We start from the raw sequence: 17,872 nt of genomic DNA on the forward strand, positions 1-17,872 counted from the left end.
ATGACCAAACGCGCCGTCCAAGCCTGTAGCTAAATCAAACGTCAGCCCTGAAGCAAAAAACAGGGCTGACTTTAGGAGTAAAATACCGATACTTCGCCGCTTTCATGGGTGCAAATGGCTTTGGGATTGCCCTTTGAAAGCGATAGTATCTCTGCAATTTCACTAGCTGGGACATGGCACAACGCTGTGGAGAGCGCGTCGGCCATTGTTGCGTTTGCGGCTTCCACACTGACAGTCGACCATAGTGCAGGACGTTCGTTTTTTGCATTCAGGATATGGAGATGAACAGGGCTCAAACGAAGCACAGAGGGGCTGGAAGTTGCGATAGCCCGATCCCGAAGCCTGACGGTTTGAACGATGCCATGCACCGGGTCTGAAACTCCCAGCCTCCAGATTCGGCCAGCGGCGTAATACTCACCGATATTTACCAGCACATTGGTCCAGCCTGCGTTCCGCAAAGTGTTGGCCACAAGGTCCGTGACAAAACCCTGAGCGATGCCGTTCAATGTAAGTTGCTGACCCTGCCCCAGAATAATTCTGTCTTCAGAGATCCGGACCCTATCCCAACCGATTAATTCTCGGGCAGCGTCAAGATTGCGACCGTTGGCGGCCGCCAGCCAAAGAGGTTGCACCGTGGGGTCAAACCGCCCCCCCGTCCGGCCATGTGCCCAATCACAAATACTTAACAACTCCAACATTTCCGGCGCTGGGTTCACTAATATCCCGGTTTGGTTCAGGCGAACCAAATCAGAGTCCGGCCGATACAGACTGAACAGAGACTCGGCCCGATCCAGGAGAGCCTGCACTTTAGTGATCGCAGACGCGGCTGCCTCAGGATTGGCATCGAAGGTCAGGCTGACTTCGGCACCCATAGCGTGACCACGCCACTGAGTCGGCTGAGCCGTAGCGGGAGCCCCAAGAGCCGCCGCTGATACGGCCAGGAATCGTCGGCGGTTCATCATTCTGCAGCAACCCTTCTGGATTGACGGCGTGCGGCTAGAATCAATGGGACACATTGGTTTCGGTCATCATGGATGGCAACGCAATCAAGACATTGGAAACACTCATTATATTGAATTTCCCCAGTCTGCTTAATAGCCCCGTACTTGCACTTGACCTTGCACAGTTGACACGGTGACCCGCATTCAGCTCGTCTTTCGATCCAATCGCGGCCACGAAGAAGGCCTCCGATCGCCATGACCGCCCCCAACGGACAAACATAGCGGCAAAACCCTTTGAACATTACCATGCCCAGAATAAGCCAAAAAATGGCATATGCGGCATAGTACCACTCGCGGATAAAGAAAGTAGTGATGGCGGTTTTGAAAGGTTCAACCTCAGCCACTTTGTCAACTTCGTCTGGGGCCAGAAACAGGACGCCAATCAAGCCACCAAGAATCACATATTTCAGCCATTTCAACCGTTGGTCCCACGCCCGCGATGGCTCGATCTGGGGCAAGCGGAGCGCTTTTCCCAGATGATGTGCAAACTCTTGAAGCGCGCCGAACGGGCAGAGCCACCCGCAGAACAAGCCCCTGCCCCAAGCGATTAACCCGGCAATCGAAACCGCCCAGATCAAAAGCGAAAACGGGTCGTACAGCAAAAACCCATAGCTGCCCCCGTCAATAGCTGTTCGGATAACACCCAACACGGTGACAATGGACAGTTGTCCCTGTCCCCACCAACCAATGAATCCCACGATGACCGCGAGAATAACGAGCCTATACGGTGTGAACAGCGGTTGCGCAGCAAAAGAATTCATCCGCAAACCGAGCGTCAGCACTAGACCGGCAAGCAATGCAGACAAAATGATCATGTCTGTCTGACGATTTCGCAGGGCCTCTAACCATGGTGGGGCGGGCGTGATCTGGACCGGACGCTCAAAGAACCGATCGGGCGTCACATGTCTCACTTCCAGTGTCACCGACCCCGTCTCGGGCTGGAACATGCCGTGTTCGCGAACGGCAAGAACCTTCAGAACCCACTCGCGTGAAGGATCAAAACCCAAACGACGGTCGGTGCGAAGGATCATTGCGACGCCGTCTGGCATTCCATCGGCCAATTCGACAAGCAGATCGGCGTCGCGCAATGCGACCGGTAACCCGTCTTGCTCTGCAGAAATCCAATCGGGTGCTGTGTTTCGCACGAACTTTTCGCTGACCAGCCCATGACGTGCAGTTTCGATCAGAAGGATTGGTTCATCATTGTCGGAAATCTCCAGAAAACCCTGCAGCTCGTCGAAACTGTCTTGGGACAATGCCGCGCGCGCAATGGATTTGGGCCCCAGATCGACCACCCACAAATCCAGATAAGCCTCGTCTGGATAATCCTGTGCCTCGGGATCGTCATCTTCCCACAATGTCCCCTCGAAAAGGGCGTCGACATCTGAATTCTTTATGATCTTGTTGGTTGCGATCCCCTTAGCGACCAGATCCTCCCAGCTGAGGGTCTCGTCATAGTCTGGGTTCGGAAAAGCGGGTGGCGCGGTTGCCAACCCTTGCATCTTTTCGCGCGCAACGGCCAGCGCCGCCCCCATGACGGATTCATGCGCTATACGGACACTGGCCGTGGCCTTCGTTACGCCATCCAGATAAACTAGCTGTGAACCGGACGCAGCATCGCCGTACGGCGTACCAACAACGATCGAGTCCGATATGGACAGCCCTCCAAATTGCTCAAAGAACTTGTGGAACGGTGCCTGGCCCAAACCAGACACAAATATGGGTTCGTTATGTTCAATCAGCTGGACGTCCATGAACCGTCCTTCAAGATCCAAGACAACCAGCACGTTGATCGGGGCACCGGAGAACCCCGGCAAAGGCGCTAAGGGTTCGGTTTCAAACACATAACCCGCCTCGATTCCGCCTGAGTTCAACAGCGAATAAACCCCGTTTTCGTTGAGGCGCTCCCCCAGAGAAAACGGGGCGCGGATAAATGTCTCGATGCGTTCGCGCGGCAGCGGCTCGGCCGCAGCCATCAGGCTGCCGAGCATCAGCAGGATCATTGCTATAACCGCGCGCATGGCCGCAAGACTATAAGCCCATCTTACCCGACGACATTCGACAAAAGTCCTAAGCTGGCAATCTACGACCTAAAGCCTGTTGACCTCGGCCGAAATGGGTTCAAAACTACCGCTCGAACCGTACGACCAAAGAAGCATTTTCTGAATCTGGCCCGAGATGTACGGTCTCATCAACGCCAGTGATTTATGGGAGGTAGCAATGACCTGGAGCGCACCGAAGCTGAAAGAAGTAAATTGCGGCATGGAGATCAACATGTATTCTCCGTCCGAGGATGAAGGCCGCGAGCACGAGCGCGACCTGTTCTGATTACGTAAACGCAGCGGAGGCCCGAGGTGCATTTTCTGGTTCTTGGGGCTTCTGCAGGCGGCGGACTGCCGCAATGGAATTGTGGATGCCGGAACTGCGAGGATGCCCGTTTGGGAGTCATCCCGCCGTCTGGCCAATCATCTTTAGCGGTCTCGCCCGATGGTGAAAGTTGGAGCATACTGAACGCTTCACCTGACATCCGGCAACAAATGCTGGACTGCCCCAAACTACATCCCAGAACACTGCGCGATACGCCTGTGGCTTCGGTATTGCTGACAAACGGAGATATCGACCACATTGCAGGGTTGCTTAGCCTGCGTGAACAAACCCCGTTTTCATTGTTCGCCACAGGGGATATTCTGAACGTGCTAGCGCAGAACCGTATTTTTGATGCGGTCAATCGCGACAAGGTTTTGCGGACCCCGATTTCACTTGATCAGGAATTCGCCCTGCAGCCCGGCCTCAGCGCGCGCTTGTTCGCCGTGCCCGGTAAAGTGCCGCTTTTCATGGAAGGTGATACCGTTCAAACCGATCTAATCGGAGAGCAAACAGTGGGCGTTCGCCTGACTGCAGGCGACAAGATTGCCTATTATATTCCTGGTTGCGCCCAAGTGACCCCTGCCCTGATGGATCAACTCTCGGACGCGGATCAGCTGTTTTTTGACGGCACGCTTTGGGACGATGATGAGATGATCCGCTCGGGAACAGGGGTGAAGACAGGGCAGCGGATGGGGCATATCTCGGTCAGTGGCCCGGACGGTTCGGTCGCGCAATTGGCCGGGATCGACGCGGCCAAAACCTTTATCCACATCAACAACACCAACCCGATGTTGCAGCCCGATGGGCCCGAGCGCGCCTTTGTCGAATCTGCAGGCTGGACCATTGCCTATGACGGGCAGGAGATCACGATATGAGCCGCGAAACTCTCGAAGCACGGCTGCGCCAGATCGGGGCCGAGCGGTATCACGACAAACATCCGTTTCACCACCGGCTTCATAGCGGTCAATGCTCCCCGGATCAGGTACGCGCATGGGTGATCAATCGTTGGGCATATCAGGCGGCGATCCCCATGAAAGACGCTGCTTTCATGTCGCGTTGTACCGACCCAGATATCCGCCGCGAATGGCGGTCCCGGATCGAAGATCACGACGGGGACGTGAAAGAGGGCGGCGGCATCCGACGGTGGCTGAAACTGGCCGAGGCAGTCGGGTTGGATCCCGACTACGTCGCCTCGGGGCGTGGTGTTCTGCCCGCAACTCAATTCGCCGTTGATGCTTATGTGCATTACGTCCGCGAAAAGCCAATGCTTCAGGCTGTAGCGTCTTCACTGACAGAACTTTTCGCCCCAAAAATTCATGAAAAACGGATCGAAGGTCTGCTCGAGCACTACGACTTCGCCAATGCGGACAGTTTGTCTTACTTCCGTAAACGACTGTCGCAGGCACCTAAAGATGTGGCTTTTGGCCTAAATTGGGTTTTGGATCACGCCGACACATCCGAGAAAGAGGACATGGCCTGCGACGCCCTTATTTTCAAAACCAACGTGTTGTGGGCACAGCTCGACGCGCTGTGGTCTGCCTATGTCGAACCCGGCCTGATCCCGCCCGGTGCCTGGCAACCCGGGGAAGGCATGAAATGACGCTGGTTTTCTCTGCATCGGACCGCCCTTATCTACCGCGCGGCGTGCGGATTCAACGCGACGCAGTACGTGATCGCACCGTTCTGATGGCACCAGAGAAAGTGATTGAACTGGACGATATTGGTGTCGCAATCCTGTCGAGGGTCGATGGGCAAGCCCGGTTTGGCGATATCATCGCGGATTTGGCTGCTACATTTGGAGCTCCGGCCGAGACCATTGAGAAAGACGTTCAACAGTTTTTACAAACTTTGCGCGGGCGTCTGTATGTGATGGTAAAGCCATGAGTATCGCACCGCCTATCGCACTGCTGGCCGAGCTGACCCATCGATGCCCCCTTAGTTGCCCCTATTGCAGCAATCCGGTCGAACTTGAACGCAAAGAGACCGAGTTGGACACCGACATATGGAAAGATGTCTTCTCGCAAGCGTATGACCTTGGCGTTCTGCAACTGCATCTGTCTGGAGGCGAACCAGCCTCGCGCCGCGATCTAGAGGACCTGACCCGTCATGCAGCCCAACTGGGTTTGTACACCAACCTGATTACGTCGGGCGTAGGATTGACACCCAAACGGCTCGATCGGCTTGAGGACGCGGGCCTGGACCATATTCAGTTATCGCTGCAAGGCACCAACGCGGCACTTGCCGATCGGATCGGAGGTTATCGCGGCGGGTTCGATCGCAAGATGAAAATCGCCCGCGAAATCCGCGATCGGGGCATTCCGCTGACTCTGAACGCCGTGATGCACAGCCAAAACCTGGACGACCTGGATCGGACGATCGAAATGGCTGTCGAACTCGGTGCCCGCAGGCTAGAGGTCGCCTGTGTGCAGTTTCACGGGTGGGCCTTGAAAAACCGACACAATCTGATGCCGTCGTTTGAACAAACCTTGGCTGTGAAAAAAACGGTGGCGAAGGCCGCACAGCAACTGCAGGGCGTTTTGGCATTCGACTTTGTCCCGCCTGACTACTATGCAGATTATCCCAAGGCGTGCATGGGTGGATGGGGGTCAACCGGGCTGAACGTAACTCCGAATGGTTCGGTACTGCCCTGTCATGCCGCACAAACCCTGAGCCATCTGCATTTCGACTCTGTAAGGGATCGGCATCTGAGTGACATTTGGTATGATAGCACGGCCTTCAATGCGTACCGAGGCACCGACTGGATGCCTGAGCCATGTAAAAGCTGCGACCGCAAAGAGGTGGACTTTGGCGGGTGCCGATGCCAAGCGCTGGCATTGGCAGGCGACGCGTCCGCGACTGATCCAGTTTGCCAAAAATCCCCAGAACACGCTCGGATCAAGGCGATTTTACAAAACGCATCACCGCAGGAGGACCGCGGCTTTGTCTATCGAACACTGGACCCGACCCGGACTTGACCGCACGAGTACATAAAGTCCGGGTCACAACCGCGCGATAGTTCCTGTTCGTAGACGATCTGTCAGGTTATTCGGACGCCGAGCAATATCGAATAACAAGAGAACGTCGATACTCGGAGATACAAACCATTCGCAATGGAGTATCTTTGATGAACCGCTTCTTCTCCGCCGTCGCCACCGCTTTGATTTTGTCAGTACCAGCCTATGCTCAGGACGTTTCTGGCATGAACGATCTGGAATTTGCGCATATCGCTTATACTGCTGATGTCATCGACATACGGTACGCTCATCTGGCGCTGGCGCTCTCGGACAACCCCGACATCCATGAATTCGCCAATACCATGATCCGCGACCACACCGCCGTAAACGAAGCGGCGCTTGGGTTGCTGAATAAACTCGGCGCGACGGCGCAGGACAATGCCTTCAGCCAGACTCTCAATGCTAACGCAGAAGAGATCATCAACACGCTATCACAGTTACGCGGTGCAGAATTTGATGCGGCATATGCGGCAAATGAACTTGCATACCATCAGGCGGTTAATGATCTGGTAGAGGGTAGCATGATCCCGAACATCGACAATGCAGAGGTCAAGGCCTTGTTTGAACAAAGCTTAGAGATTTTCAAAGCCCATGAAGTTCATGCCGAAAAGATGGTAGAGTCGCTGAATTGATGCAGCGCTTGCTATCGCGACGTCAGGTTGTGACCCAAGCGGCTGCGTCAGCAGTCGCTTTTAACCCGCCCGCGCAAGCATCCCGAGCATCTTTACTACATATGGTCAGGATTCACCGATTTGAGTTTCAGCCCGCGCTGGCAACGGTCCACGTTGGAGATCGCATCAAATGGACCAATCTGGATATCGCGCCACACACGGCCACGGCTGACGCACATAGTTGGGACACGCAGGAGCTGTCTAAAGGTCAGAGTGCAGAAATCCTTGTAACCGAGGGTATGGAGCTTGGATATTTCTGCGCCTTCCACCCCCATATGAAGGGCACCATTGAAATTATCTGAGTTCAATACCGGGTTTACGTGATCAAACCTGCCCGAGATGGTCGGAAACTCGCCAAATGCACGGGTTGAGGCTTGTTATACAAATTTTTATCTATAAACATCCACATCAGCCTCAAGATGATGGGTTTTTATCTATAAAATGACTGTTGCCACGACGAACTGGACCCGCGAAGACGCTCAGACCCTGCATGATCTGCCCCTTATGGACTTGTTGTTTCGTGCTCAATCCGTTCACCGCACGCATTTTGATCCCAATAAGGTGCAGACCTCCAAGCTCTTGTCGATCAAGACAGGTGGATGTGCCGAGGACTGCGCGTATTGTTCTCAGTCCGCACGGAACGGATCAAAACTTTCTGCCTCCAAACTGATCGAGGTCGAACGTGTTCTGACCCAAGCTCGACAAGCCCGCGACGGCGGCGCAACGCGGTTTTGCATGGGCGCAGCATGGCGCGAACCCAAGGATCGTGACATGGATGCACTGGTTGCCATGGTCGAAGGCGTTCGGTCACTGGGAATGGAAACCTGCATGACGTTGGGAATGCTGGACGACAATCAAGTAATCCGTCTTCGCGATGCCGGGTTGGATTATTACAACCACAACATCGACACGTCGGAACGATATTACCCCGAAGTGATCACAACGCGCACGTTCTCGGACCGGATCGACACGATGAACCGCGTGCAAGAAGCTGGGATCAAAGTGTGTTCCGGCGGCATCCTCGGCATGGGCGAGGAAACGCAGGACCGCGTCGACATGCTGGTGACTCTGGCAAACATGAATCCGGCTCCGGATTCGGTCCCGATCAACATGCTGATGCCGCAAGAAGACACACCCTTGGCCGATGCCAAACCGATCGACCCTATTGATTTCGTACGTGTGATTGCAACAGCTCGGATCATGATGCCAACCTCATATGTCCGATTGTCCGCCGGGCGCAGCGACATGAGCGATGAACTGCAGGCGATGTGTTTCTTTGCGGGTGCAAACTCGATCTTTGTAGGAGAGACCCTTTTGACGGCCGAAAACCCCGAAGAGGATACAGATGCAATCCTGTTCGCAAAACTCGGCCTGCAGTCAGAGACCGTAGCAGGACAAAGCAGCAGGGAAGCGGCTGAATGAAAGCACATCATCGCCTTGACGCGATACTTGGGACCCTTACGGAACGGCATCGCAGACGTAGCCTGACCGCAGCGCAGGGTTTAGACTTTGCCTCCAATGACTACTTGGGGCTGGCCCGGTCCGAGTTTCTGGCCGACGCCGCGCGCAACGCACTTGCCCGCGAAGTGCCTGTCGGGTCGGGCGGGTCACGCCTGTTACGCGGCAACCACCCGGAACATGAGGCGCTTGAGCAGTCAGCGGCCCGCTTTTTCCAGTCCGAGGCTGCTCTGGTCATGGGCGGCGGCTTTCAGGCAAATCAGGCAATATTTTCGACCCTGCCCGCAGCCGAAGATCTGATCCTTTACGATGCGCTTGTTCATGCCAGTGCACATGAAGGAATGCGCCTCGGCCGCGCTGAAACTCGGGCTTTCAAACATAATGACGTGGAGGACGCCCGGCGTATCCTTGAGGAGTGGCGCGCGAAAGGCGGGACCGGACAAATCTGGATGGCCGTAGAAAGCGTCTATTCGATGCAAGGTGATCTGGCACCTCTGACAGCGCTAGCTGATATCGCTGTTGCGTTCGATGCCATTCTGGTTGTCGACGAAGCCCATGCGACCGGAGTATTTGGACAGAACGGACGTGGGCTGGCCCATGGTTTGGAAGCAGAGCTTGTCACGCTACATACATGCGGTAAGGGTTTGGGGGTTGCTGGCGGATTGATCTGTGGCCCTCGGGTGATGATTGACACGCTGATCAACCGTGCCCGACCCTTTATTTTCGCGACTGCGCCCTCTCCGCTGAATGCTGCGCTGCTGCAAGCTGTGCTTGAACGATTGCAATGTGAGGCGACTCTTACCCAGTCGGCCGTCTCCAGAATGCATTTCGCGCATGCCTGCGCCCGGCGCATCGGCCTGCCCAACGCCAGCCTAAACAGCCAAATCATCCCGATTATCTTGGGCGATGACGCTTTGACAATGCGCATCGCGTCCGAGCTGCAAGCCCACGGGTTCGACGTTCGCGGAATTCGCCCACCGACGGTTCCACGCGGGACATCTCGCTTGCGTATCTCCGTCACCGGCAATGTCAGCGATGCAGATATCACTGCCCTTTTCGACATTTTGTCCAACCAGTTGAAAGCAGCCGCATGAGCGCCATTATCGTCACAGGAACTGACACCGGCGTTGGCAAGACAGTTTTTGCAGCTGGCCTGACCGCCGCACTTGGCGCGCGGTATTGGAAACCTGTTCAATCCGGCTTGGAAGACGCGACCGACACAGAAACCATACGCGCTTTGTCTGGCGCTGAGACTCTGCCCGAGGCATACCGGCTATCCCTACCCGCTTCTCCACATTTGTCGGCCGAAGATATGGGCGTGGAAATCACGCTCGACCAGTTGGCACTGCCGCAAGTCGACGGCCCCTTGGTCGTCGAAGGTGCAGGCGGCGTGATGGTACCGCTGAACCGTGAACATTTTTATTTGGATCTGTTCGCGCAATGGAAAGCCCCGGTTGTTTTGGTCGCCCGCACAGCACTTGGCACGATCAATCACACCAGCCTGTCCGTGATGGCGTTGCGGAACGCAGGATGCAATTTGGTCGGCGTTGCATTCGTGGGCGAAGCTGAACCGCCTGTCGAGCAGACCATTGCCCAGATGTGCTCGGTCCGGCATCTGGGCCGGCTTCCGCATTTGCCATCATTGACACCCCAAACACTGTCGGACGCGTTTGAAGCCATCGACACCGCCACAATCCGGAGCGCACTGTGACCCCGCTGGAGTTTGACGCCAACCACCTGTGGCATCCATACACGAACATCGCCAATCCCGGCCCAATGCATCTGATCACAGAGGCAGAAGGCGTCTGGCTGACCCGCGACGATAGGACAAAAATGATCGATGCCATGTCTTCGTGGTGGTGCGCTATCCACGGCCATCGTCATCCGGCACTGATCGCGGCGATGCAGGCGCAACTAGATCAAATGCCCCACGTCATGTTCGGTGGGCTGACGCATACCCCCGCGATCGAGCTGGGGCGGAAGCTGGTCGATCTGCTGCCTGATGGGCTAGACCGAATTTTCTACAGTGACAGCGGATCGGTTGCCATTGAGGTCGCGCTCAAAATGGCGGTGCAGTACCAGATGGCGCAAAACCGCACCCAACGCACCGAGTTCGCCACCATTCGCGGCGGATATCACGGCGACACATGGAAAGCGATGAGCGTTTGCGACCCGGTCAACGGGATGCACGGCCTGTTCCGAGGCGCGCTGTCAATTCAGCATTTTCTGTCGCGTCCGAAAATCCGGTTCGACGAAGACTGGTCCGAAGACGACGATACCAACGGCCTCAATGAGTTAAAGGAATTACTGTCTGAACAAGGTGACAAGATCGCCGGGCTTATCCTTGAACCCGTGGTCCAAGGCGCAGGCGGAATGTATTTCTACCACCCCGAATGGCTGCGGCGCGCGCACGCGTTGTGCCGCGAGCATGACGTCTTGGTCATCTTCGACGAGATCGCTACGGGGTTCGGACGCACGGGAAAACTGTTTGCGATGGATCACGCTGGGGTAGTCCCTGACATCCTGTGTCTTGGGAAAGCCTTGACCGGGGGGCACATCACGCTGGCAACGACGATCACGTCGCGGAACGTCGCACATCGTATCGGACAAAGCGAAGCCGGTGTTCTGATGCATGGACCGACCTATATGGCAAACCCGCTGGCTTGTGCTGCGGCTTGTGCCAGCCTCGATCAGATCTCGACCCGGGATTGGCAAGGTGAAGTTCAATCCATCGCGGATCAGCTGACACAAGAATTGGCCCCCGCGCGAACCCTTGCCGGTGTTGCGGATGTTCGCGTGCTGGGTGCGATCGGTGTTATCGAGATGATGTCGCCGGTTGACCCTTCGGTTGCACATCAACTGGCTCCGGAAACGGGCGTTTGGCTGCGCCCCTTTGCACGCAACATCTATTGCATGCCGCCTTATGTAATCTCCTCGGACGAACTGAGCCGGGTAACACAGACCATGGTTTCCCTGGCCCGAGGACATTCATGAAAAAGCAATGGCTGGCACGCTCTGGTACGGCAGACTTGGTCCTGATCTTTGGGGGATGGACTTTGGGCCCTGCCCCGTTTCAACAACTTTCCAGCGACCATGATCAACTGTTTATTGACGATTATACCCGCCTAGACGCCCCCCTTCATGAAACCTCCGACTATGATCGGGTCACACTGGTTTCATTTTCCTTCGGAGTCGTTTCGGCCGCCCATTGGGTGAACGATTTTAATTTCAGACCGACAAGGCTTGTTGCTATTGGCGGTACTTTACACCCAGCTGATCCGCGCCGGGGCATAGCACCCGAGATGATTAGGGCAACTGCCGACAACCTGACCGAAGCGAGCTTTTCCAAATTCTGCCGCCGCGCGGGATTGGGCATGCCCGCCCCCATTCTCGACGTTCCTCAGGCCCGTGCAGAGTTGAACGCAGTTATCGCACGGGGGCCAGCGCCAGAGCTTTCGTTCGACCGTATCTGGGTTCCGCAGCGCGACCGGATCATTCCAACCTCTGCACAAGAAGCCGCCTGGAAGGACCAGGCAAGCGTGGTGCGCGGCGTGGATGCGCCACATGTCCCTTTTCATAAGGGTCAAAACTGGACGGAGTGGTGTTCATGACGTTTCAAGCCACAGATCGGGTGCAGCGCAGTTTCAGCAGAAGTTTTCATTCCTATCACGGAGAGGCCAGCCAACAGGCACGAGTCGCGGATCGTTTGGTGACAGCCCTTGGAGCGGCAGGCGCGCCTGAACGATTCAACAAAACGCTCGAACTTGGATGCGGCACAGGTCACCTTACTCGACGCCTGCTTGAAACCTTTGATTGTGGCGCTTTAACGCTTAACGACCTGACCCCCGCAGCCACAGAAACCGCAAATCGTCATCGCGCCAAGTTTCTGTGCGGCGATGCTTCAAAAGTCAGCTTGCCGACGCAGCCTGACCTAATCGCGTCGGCCTCGATGATACAATGGCTACAGAACCCCGCAAAGTTTCTGCGTCAGGCTGCCAACGCATTGTCGCCCGGTGGATGGCTTGCCATTTCCGGGTTCGGGCCATGCCAATACACCGAATTGGCACAGATTGGTTCGTCTGCAGCCGCACCTGGCCTGATGGATCACTCGGATATGGCGTCGGCCGTCACCGAGTGTTTGGAGGTCATCAATACCGGGGAAGCATTAGAGCGCGTGTTCTTCGCAACTCCAAGAGATGTCCTGCAGCACCTTCGGAAAACCGGAGTAAATGGCCGGGCCCAAAAACCATGGACCAAAGCCACGCTCAGACAGTTCAGCGATGACTATGAAAGGCTGCACCGGACTCCGGAAGGGGTCAGTCTGACGTATCACGCAACATGGATTGTTGCGCGCAAAGCGCGCTGAACGTCGAACTAGACAGGGAAAAAACGGGCCGGATCACCAGTTTGGTGACCGGCCCGCCGTGTTTAGAAATGAGCCGAGCGGCTGTTGGCCAGTTTTTCAACCGGAGGCGCAAACCGGGTCAGGTCAATGCCTTCGACTGCGGCTTTGTACTCGTCGATCTTGGGCGTACGACCCAGAATGGCCGACAGCACCACGACCGGGGTCGAGGCCAGCAAGCTTTCGCCTTTCTTGTCCGGCGCATCGGCCACAACGCGACCTTGGAACAGGCGTGTAGACGTCGCCAGAACCGTATCGCCTTTAGCGGCTTTCTCTTGGTTGCCCATGCACAGGTTACAGCCCGGGCGTTCAAGGTACAGGATGTTTTCGTACTCGGTGCGCGCCTTTTCTTTCGGGAACAGGTCGTCGAATTCGAAGCCCGAATACTTCTCGAGCACGTCCCAATCGCCTTCTTCCTTCAACTCATCGATGATGTTGTAGGTCGGGGCGGCCACCACCAGCGGGGCTTTGAACTCTACCTTCCCCGACACTTTTTCGAGGTTTCGCAGCATCTGGGCAACAATCTTCATGTCACCCTTATGCACCATGCAAGATCCTACGAAGCCCAGATCAACTTTCTTGTCACCACCGTAGAAAGATACCGGGCGGATCGTGTCGTGTGTATAGCGCTTGGACACGTCCGCATTGTTAACATCCGGGTCCGCGATCATCGGCTCGACGATCTGATCCAGATCCACGACCACTTCGGCGGAATACTTCGCGTTGTCGTCGGGACGCAGGGCGGGTTTTTCACCGGACTTGATCTCGGCAATGCGGGCATCCGCAATCGCGATCAACTTCTGCAGCATGCCACTCTCATGCTCCATACCCTTGTCGATCATAATCTGAATACGCGATTTAGCCAGTTCCAGAGAACCGATCAGAGTGTCGTTATCCGAAATACAGACCGAGGCTTTGGCCTTCATCTCGGCAGTCCAGTCAGTGAAGGTAAAGGCCTGATCCGCCAGCAGCGTTCCGATATGAACCTCGATCACGCGGCCCTGGAAGACATTGTCGCCATGTTGTTCCAACATCTGCGCCTGTGTGGCGTGTACCACGTCGCGGAAGTCCATATGGTCCGCCATTTTGCCTTTGAAGGTCACTTTTACTGACTCGGGGATCGGCATCGAGGCTTCACCGGTCGCCAGCGCCAAAGCCACGGTGCCCGAGTCCGCGCCGAACGCCACACCTTTGGACATACGGGTGTGGCTGTCCCCACCGATGATCACCGACCAGTCGTCAACAGTGATGTCGTTCAGAACCTTGTGGATCACGTCGGTCATCGAATGATACACGCCCTTCGGGTCGCGACCGGTAACAAGGCCGAAATCATTCATGAACTTCATCAGACGCGGCGTGTTGGCCTGAGCTTTGGCATCCCAGACCGACGCAGTGTGACAGCCCGACTGATAGGCACCGTCAACACTGGGCGCCACAACTGTTGCGGCCATCGCTTCGAGTTCCTGCATGGTCATCAGGCCGGTGGTGTCCTGCGAACCCACGATATTGACCTTTACACGGACGTCCGAACCAGCGTGCAGGGTCTTACCTGGGGTCGCCCCAACTGCGTTCTTGTTAAAGATTTTCTCAACCGCAGTCAGGCCCTGACCTTCATGGCTGACTTCCTTGGACGGTGCAAAGACCAGCGGGGCCTCGACACCCAGCGTCTCGGCGGCCAAAGTCTGCAGTTTTTTGCCAAAGACAATGGCGTAAGAGCCACCGGCTTTCATGAATTCGACTTTTTGCGGAGTGAACGAGGCCGACACATCCACCAGCTCATCGCCATCTTCGCTCAGCAGTTTGTGGCTTTTGGTGTTGATCTTCAGAACGGTACCGGTCGCGACCGAATACTGCTCTTCAAGGATCGGGTTGCCGTCATTGTTCAGGATGGCATTCCCGTCTTCATCGACCTTCTTGACCCAGTTCTTCAGGTCCAAACCAATACCACCAGTCACACCGACGGTAGTCAGGAAGATCGGGGAAATGCCGTTCGTACCCGCGACAACAGGCGCGAAGTTGACGAAAGGCACGTAGGGGCTCGCCTGCTTACCCGTCCACAGGGCCACGTTGTTGACGCCCGACATCCGAGACGACCCAACACCCATGGTGCCTTTCTCTGCAATCAGCATCACCCGCTTATCGGGGTGTTGCAGTTTCAGCGCCTCAACTTCTTGCTGCGCTTTGTCCGAGATAAAGCACTTGCCGTGCAGTTCCCGATCCGCGCGCGAGTGCGCTTGATTGCCGGGCGACAACAAGTCGGTCGAGATATCACCTTCGGCTGCAACATAGGTGACAACTTCGATCTCTTCGTCGATTTCGGGCAGTTTGGTGAAGAATTCAGCCTTGGCGTAGCTTTCCAGAATCTCTTTGGCGATTGGATGCCCGGCTTTGAAAGCCTCTTTCAAGCGATCTGTATCGGCGTCATACAAGAAAACCTGAGTCTTCAGGACTTCGGCTGCCTGCTCGGCAATTGCTGCATCTTCGCCCAAAGCAAGATCCAACAAGACCCGCACCGACGGGCCACCTTTCATGTGTGACAAAAGTTCAAACGCGAAAGGAACCGAGATTTCGTCGACCAGAGTGTGACCCAAGACGATTTCTTTCAGGAACTCAGCCTTTTCACCTGCGGCGCTCGTGGTTCCGGGCAGGGTGTTGTAAATGAAAAAGTTCAGCGAGTCCTCGCGATGCACGTTTCCGGCATCTTTGATCTGCTCAACGATCTCTTTGACCAGCGCACCATCATCAATGGGCTTGGGGTGCAGGCCCTGTTCTTTGCGCGTTTCAATTTCACTGAGGTAATCTGTGTAAAGGCTCATGGCGGTCCCGACGATTAGGCGTTAGAAGAAGCTTGAGACCCGGCAAAGACTGGTTTTCCAGACCCACAGGATGCTCTTTGTATGCGGCGGTATACTATTTTCCACTGAGGATCAATAGACCAAAGCGATGGTTGTGGCGCTAACGGGTTTTGCCGCTTGATTTAAGGGACCGCGCCAGATCACTTAGTTGTGCATACAACTCCCCAGCTGTCGGGTGCCAACCAGCCACGACTCTGTTTTGTTGAGCAACGACGTCAGTATCCCCGCGTGCAGCAGGACCAGTCAACGCGACCTGTGGCCCCTGCGCGGCTACGTTTTCGCAAGTTCCGGTCAACAGCTTTTCATTCAGGCGTGCTGCCATATCCTCGGAAACGCCCGCTTCGGCCCACGCCTCACGCGCCAAGGCTTGCAGGACTACCGTGAAGTTATTCGAGATTACCGCAGCAGCATGATACAGGCTTTTCGCATCCGACCGGATGGAAAAGCACTCGGCGCCCATCTCTTCGAACAACGAAGTAGCGATCCTTGCCGCATATGGGTCACCTTCGATGCCACAAGGGACACAGGAGAACTGCGATGCTGCAGTTTCGGGATCTGAAAAGGAAAGCACTGGATGCGCACTCGCCAAACCCCACCCATATTCGTTTAAGGCATCCATTTGGGCGGCCGGGTAGAATCCACTACAATGCAGTGCAACAGGGCGCGATCCCTGCAACACACTATCTGGGTTCGAGTCGCTTAAGGTTCTGGCCACCTCGGCGATTTTCGTATCGGGTACGGCAAGTATCCAGATGTTTGCTGGCCGCATATCGGCCAAGTGCTCAACAGCCCGCGCGTTACGACCGAATGCGGCAGCATCCGTAGCGGATTTAAGACGACGGCTGCTTACATCCTGCAGAACATAAGACTGCGTTGCCGGCAATACACGAGCCAGTGTCTGGCCAACCCGTCCTGCCCCGATGAGATTAACAGTCGTATTGCCCAATTCTGAGCCCCCCCTTTATGGCGCACAACAGCTATTAAAATGATCGCCAATTATCTCAAAGGAATTGATCAAGCAAAATACGTTACAGTTTGCTTGTTGTTTTATTTTTCTGTAACATATTGATCAAGGCAAGCGGAATGGGTTTGAGGAGGACAAGGCCATGTACGCCCAAATGGTAAAATCAACGGGCAAAGGGGTGCAATCTCGTGACGAGATGAGCCCCGAAGATCGGGTATTTCAAGATCGCATCGACCGCGGTGAAAAGATCGAACCCAAGGACTATATGCCTCCAAGCTATCGAAAAACACTGATCCGTCAGATCGGCCAGCACGCGCATTCTGAAATTGTAGGTCAACTGCCCGAAGGCAATTGGGTCACCCGTGCGCCCACTTTGGAACGCAAGGCCAACCTTCTGGCCAAAGTTCAGGATGAGGCAGGCCATGGGCTGTATCTTTATTGCGCCGCTGAGACACTGGGCGTCAGTCGGGATGAGCTGGTCGAGATGCTGCACTCCGAGCGGATGAAGTATTCGTCCATCTTCAACTATCCCACCCTGACTTGGGCAGATATGGGCGCGGTCGGATGGCTGGTTGATGGGGCTGCGATCATGAATCAGGTGCCACTGCAGCGCACCTCGTATGGCCCCTATGCGCGGGCAATGGTGCGCATCTGCAAAGAAGAAAGCTTTCACCAACGCCAAGGCTATCACATAATGATTAGGATGGCGAAAGAAGGTACTGACGATCAAAAGCGCATGGCGCAGGACGCTCTAAACCGGTTCTGGTATCCTGCCCTGATGATGTTCGGTCCGTCGGACAAGGACAGCGTACATTCCGCCCAATCGATGGCTTGGCGGATCAAGATCAACACAAATGATGAGCTGCGTCAGAAATTCGTCGATGAAACCGTTCCGCAAGCCGAGTTTCTGGGCTTGTCAATTCCCGACGAGAACCTGCGCTGGAACGAAGAAACCGGGCATTATGATTTTAGTGAACCAGACTGGTCCGAGTTTTTCGATGTCATCTCGGGCAATGGCCCCTGCAATGCCGAGCGTCTGAGCGCCCGCCGTAAGGCTTGGGAGGATGGCGCCTGGGTCCGTGATGCCATGCTGGCCCACGCGCGGAAAGCCCAAAACAAATCCAAAGCGGCGGAGTAGTC

At 55.6% G+C, this 17,872-nt stretch carries 18 protein-coding genes; 14 read left to right on the forward strand and 4 right to left on the reverse strand.

Annotated elements, in window-relative coordinates; genetic code table 11:
• Positions 1-71 precede the first annotated feature (71 nt).
• Both AC2FNR_RS04205 and AC2FNR_RS04210 read right to left on the reverse strand, forming a co-directional pair.
• The gene (locus tag AC2FNR_RS04205) at positions 72-962 is read right to left on the reverse strand and encodes an FAD:protein FMN transferase (protein ID WP_170625476.1); all 891 of its coding nucleotides are present in this window, start codon (positions 960-962) and stop codon (positions 72-74) included.
• Complete coding sequence (locus AC2FNR_RS04210) at positions 959-3,004, reverse strand: 4Fe-4S binding protein (RefSeq protein WP_496848179.1); 2,046 nt, start codon at positions 3,002-3,004, stop codon at positions 959-961. The genes AC2FNR_RS04205 and AC2FNR_RS04210 overlap by 4 nt, the downstream gene beginning before the upstream one ends.
• Positions 3,005-3,221: 217 nt before the next feature.
• Between AC2FNR_RS04210 and pqqA the strand changes: the two genes are divergently transcribed.
• The 13 genes from pqqA (at position 3,222) to AC2FNR_RS04275 (ending at position 12,877) form a co-directional block, all read left to right on the forward strand.
• Positions 3,222-3,329, forward strand: a complete 108-nt coding sequence (gene pqqA, locus AC2FNR_RS04215) for a pyrroloquinoline quinone precursor peptide PqqA (RefSeq protein WP_170356425.1) — start codon at positions 3,222-3,224, stop codon at positions 3,327-3,329.
• A gap of 26 nt (positions 3,330-3,355) precedes the next feature.
• The gene (gene pqqB, locus AC2FNR_RS04220; RefSeq protein WP_170356426.1) at positions 3,356-4,243 is read left to right on the forward strand and encodes a pyrroloquinoline quinone biosynthesis protein PqqB; all 888 of its coding nucleotides are present in this window, start codon (positions 3,356-3,358) and stop codon (positions 4,241-4,243) included.
• Positions 4,240-4,968: a pyrroloquinoline-quinone synthase PqqC gene (gene pqqC / locus AC2FNR_RS04225; RefSeq protein WP_480869914.1), complete on the forward strand. Its 729-nt coding sequence runs from the start codon at positions 4,240-4,242 to the stop codon at positions 4,966-4,968. The genes pqqB and pqqC overlap by 4 nt, the downstream gene beginning before the upstream one ends.
• Positions 4,965-5,252, forward strand: coding sequence for a pyrroloquinoline quinone biosynthesis peptide chaperone PqqD (gene pqqD / locus AC2FNR_RS04230; RefSeq protein ID WP_170356428.1), 288 nt, complete (start codon positions 4,965-4,967; stop codon positions 5,250-5,252). Before pqqC ends, pqqD begins: the two co-directional genes overlap by 4 nt.
• On the forward strand, positions 5,249-6,343 hold the full coding sequence (pqqE, locus tag AC2FNR_RS04235) for a pyrroloquinoline quinone biosynthesis protein PqqE (RefSeq protein WP_496848183.1): 1,095 nt from the start codon (positions 5,249-5,251) through the stop codon (positions 6,341-6,343). Before pqqD ends, pqqE begins: the two co-directional genes overlap by 4 nt.
• Before the next feature lie 149 nt (positions 6,344-6,492).
• Positions 6,493-7,014 (forward strand): DUF4142 domain-containing protein, encoded by a 522-nt coding sequence (locus tag AC2FNR_RS04240; RefSeq protein ID WP_480869920.1) that lies wholly within the window; start codon positions 6,493-6,495, stop codon positions 7,012-7,014.
• The gene (locus tag AC2FNR_RS04245) at positions 7,014-7,355 is read left to right on the forward strand and encodes a plastocyanin/azurin family copper-binding protein (protein ID WP_496848185.1); all 342 of its coding nucleotides are present in this window, start codon (positions 7,014-7,016) and stop codon (positions 7,353-7,355) included. Before AC2FNR_RS04240 ends, AC2FNR_RS04245 begins: the two co-directional genes overlap by 1 nt.
• Positions 7,356-7,494: 139 nt before the next feature.
• Positions 7,495-8,475 (forward strand): biotin synthase BioB, encoded by a 981-nt coding sequence (gene bioB, locus AC2FNR_RS04250; RefSeq protein ID WP_480869924.1) that lies wholly within the window; start codon positions 7,495-7,497, stop codon positions 8,473-8,475.
• Complete coding sequence (locus AC2FNR_RS04255) at positions 8,472-9,605, forward strand: 8-amino-7-oxononanoate synthase (RefSeq protein WP_496848186.1); 1,134 nt, start codon at positions 8,472-8,474, stop codon at positions 9,603-9,605. Before bioB ends, AC2FNR_RS04255 begins: the two co-directional genes overlap by 4 nt.
• Positions 9,602-10,222: a dethiobiotin synthase gene (gene bioD / locus AC2FNR_RS04260; protein ID WP_353394707.1), complete on the forward strand. Its 621-nt coding sequence runs from the start codon at positions 9,602-9,604 to the stop codon at positions 10,220-10,222. Before AC2FNR_RS04255 ends, bioD begins: the two co-directional genes overlap by 4 nt.
• A complete protein-coding gene (gene bioA / locus AC2FNR_RS04265) occupies positions 10,219-11,505 on the forward strand; it encodes an adenosylmethionine--8-amino-7-oxononanoate transaminase (protein ID WP_496848188.1) in 1,287 nt (428 codons plus the stop codon). Before bioD ends, bioA begins: the two co-directional genes overlap by 4 nt.
• Positions 11,502-12,122 (forward strand): pimeloyl-ACP methyl esterase BioG family protein, encoded by a 621-nt coding sequence (locus AC2FNR_RS04270; RefSeq protein ID WP_496848190.1) that lies wholly within the window; start codon positions 11,502-11,504, stop codon positions 12,120-12,122. The genes bioA and AC2FNR_RS04270 overlap by 4 nt, the downstream gene beginning before the upstream one ends.
• Positions 12,119-12,877 (forward strand): methyltransferase domain-containing protein, encoded by a 759-nt coding sequence (locus AC2FNR_RS04275; protein WP_496848192.1) that lies wholly within the window; start codon positions 12,119-12,121, stop codon positions 12,875-12,877. The genes AC2FNR_RS04270 and AC2FNR_RS04275 overlap by 4 nt, the downstream gene beginning before the upstream one ends.
• Before the next feature lie 62 nt (positions 12,878-12,939).
• Here AC2FNR_RS04275 and AC2FNR_RS04280 read toward each other — a convergent pair whose 3' ends face one another.
• Both AC2FNR_RS04280 and AC2FNR_RS04285 read right to left on the reverse strand, forming a co-directional pair.
• Positions 12,940-15,729 carry a bifunctional aconitate hydratase 2/2-methylisocitrate dehydratase gene (locus AC2FNR_RS04280; protein WP_496848193.1) on the reverse strand — a complete coding sequence of 930 codons (2,790 nt, stop codon included), beginning with the start codon at positions 15,727-15,729 and terminating at the stop codon, positions 12,940-12,942.
• Between the two features lie 139 nt (positions 15,730-15,868).
• A complete protein-coding gene (locus AC2FNR_RS04285) occupies positions 15,869-16,714 on the reverse strand; it encodes a Rossmann-like and DUF2520 domain-containing protein (protein WP_496848194.1) in 846 nt (281 codons plus the stop codon).
• Between the two features lie 160 nt (positions 16,715-16,874).
• Between AC2FNR_RS04285 and paaA the strand changes: the two genes are divergently transcribed.
• Entirely contained in the window at positions 16,875-17,870 is a 996-nt protein-coding gene (paaA, locus tag AC2FNR_RS04290) for a 1,2-phenylacetyl-CoA epoxidase subunit PaaA (protein WP_496848196.1), read from the forward strand.
• The last annotated feature ends 2 nt before the right edge of the window (positions 17,871-17,872 follow it).

The sequence above is a fragment of the Ruegeria sp. SATB045 genome (assembly GCF_059613525.1).

Coding starts and splice junctions, on each gene's coding strand:
- pqqD (WP_170356428.1), top strand. CDS start 4,965: ATGACGCTGGTTTTCTCTGCATCGGACCGCCCTTATCTACCGCGCGGC.
- AC2FNR_RS04255 (WP_496848186.1), top strand. CDS start 8,472: ATGAAAGCACATCATCGCCTTGACGCGATACTTGGGACCCTTACGGAA.
- AC2FNR_RS04275 (WP_496848192.1), top strand. CDS start 12,119: ATGACGTTTCAAGCCACAGATCGGGTGCAGCGCAGTTTCAGCAGAAGT.
- AC2FNR_RS04280 (WP_496848193.1), bottom strand. CDS start 15,729: ATGAGCCTTTACACAGATTACCTCAGTGAAATTGAAACGCGCAAAGAA.
- paaA (WP_496848196.1), top strand. CDS start 16,875: ATGTACGCCCAAATGGTAAAATCAACGGGCAAAGGGGTGCAATCTCGT.
- AC2FNR_RS04270 (WP_496848190.1), top strand. CDS start 11,502: ATGAAAAAGCAATGGCTGGCACGCTCTGGTACGGCAGACTTGGTCCTG.
- AC2FNR_RS04210 (WP_496848179.1), bottom strand. CDS start 3,004: ATGATCCTGCTGATGCTCGGCAGCCTGATGGCTGCGGCCGAGCCGCTG.
- AC2FNR_RS04205 (WP_170625476.1), bottom strand. CDS start 962: ATGATGAACCGCCGACGATTCCTGGCCGTATCAGCGGCGGCTCTTGGG.
- AC2FNR_RS04240 (WP_480869920.1), top strand. CDS start 6,493: ATGAACCGCTTCTTCTCCGCCGTCGCCACCGCTTTGATTTTGTCAGTA.
- bioB (WP_480869924.1), top strand. CDS start 7,495: ATGACTGTTGCCACGACGAACTGGACCCGCGAAGACGCTCAGACCCTG.
- bioD (WP_353394707.1), top strand. CDS start 9,602: ATGAGCGCCATTATCGTCACAGGAACTGACACCGGCGTTGGCAAGACA.
- pqqA (WP_170356425.1), top strand. CDS start 3,222: ATGACCTGGAGCGCACCGAAGCTGAAAGAAGTAAATTGCGGCATGGAG.
- AC2FNR_RS04245 (WP_496848185.1), top strand. CDS start 7,014: ATGCAGCGCTTGCTATCGCGACGTCAGGTTGTGACCCAAGCGGCTGCG.
- pqqC (WP_480869914.1), top strand. CDS start 4,240: ATGAGCCGCGAAACTCTCGAAGCACGGCTGCGCCAGATCGGGGCCGAG.
- pqqE (WP_496848183.1), top strand. CDS start 5,249: ATGAGTATCGCACCGCCTATCGCACTGCTGGCCGAGCTGACCCATCGA.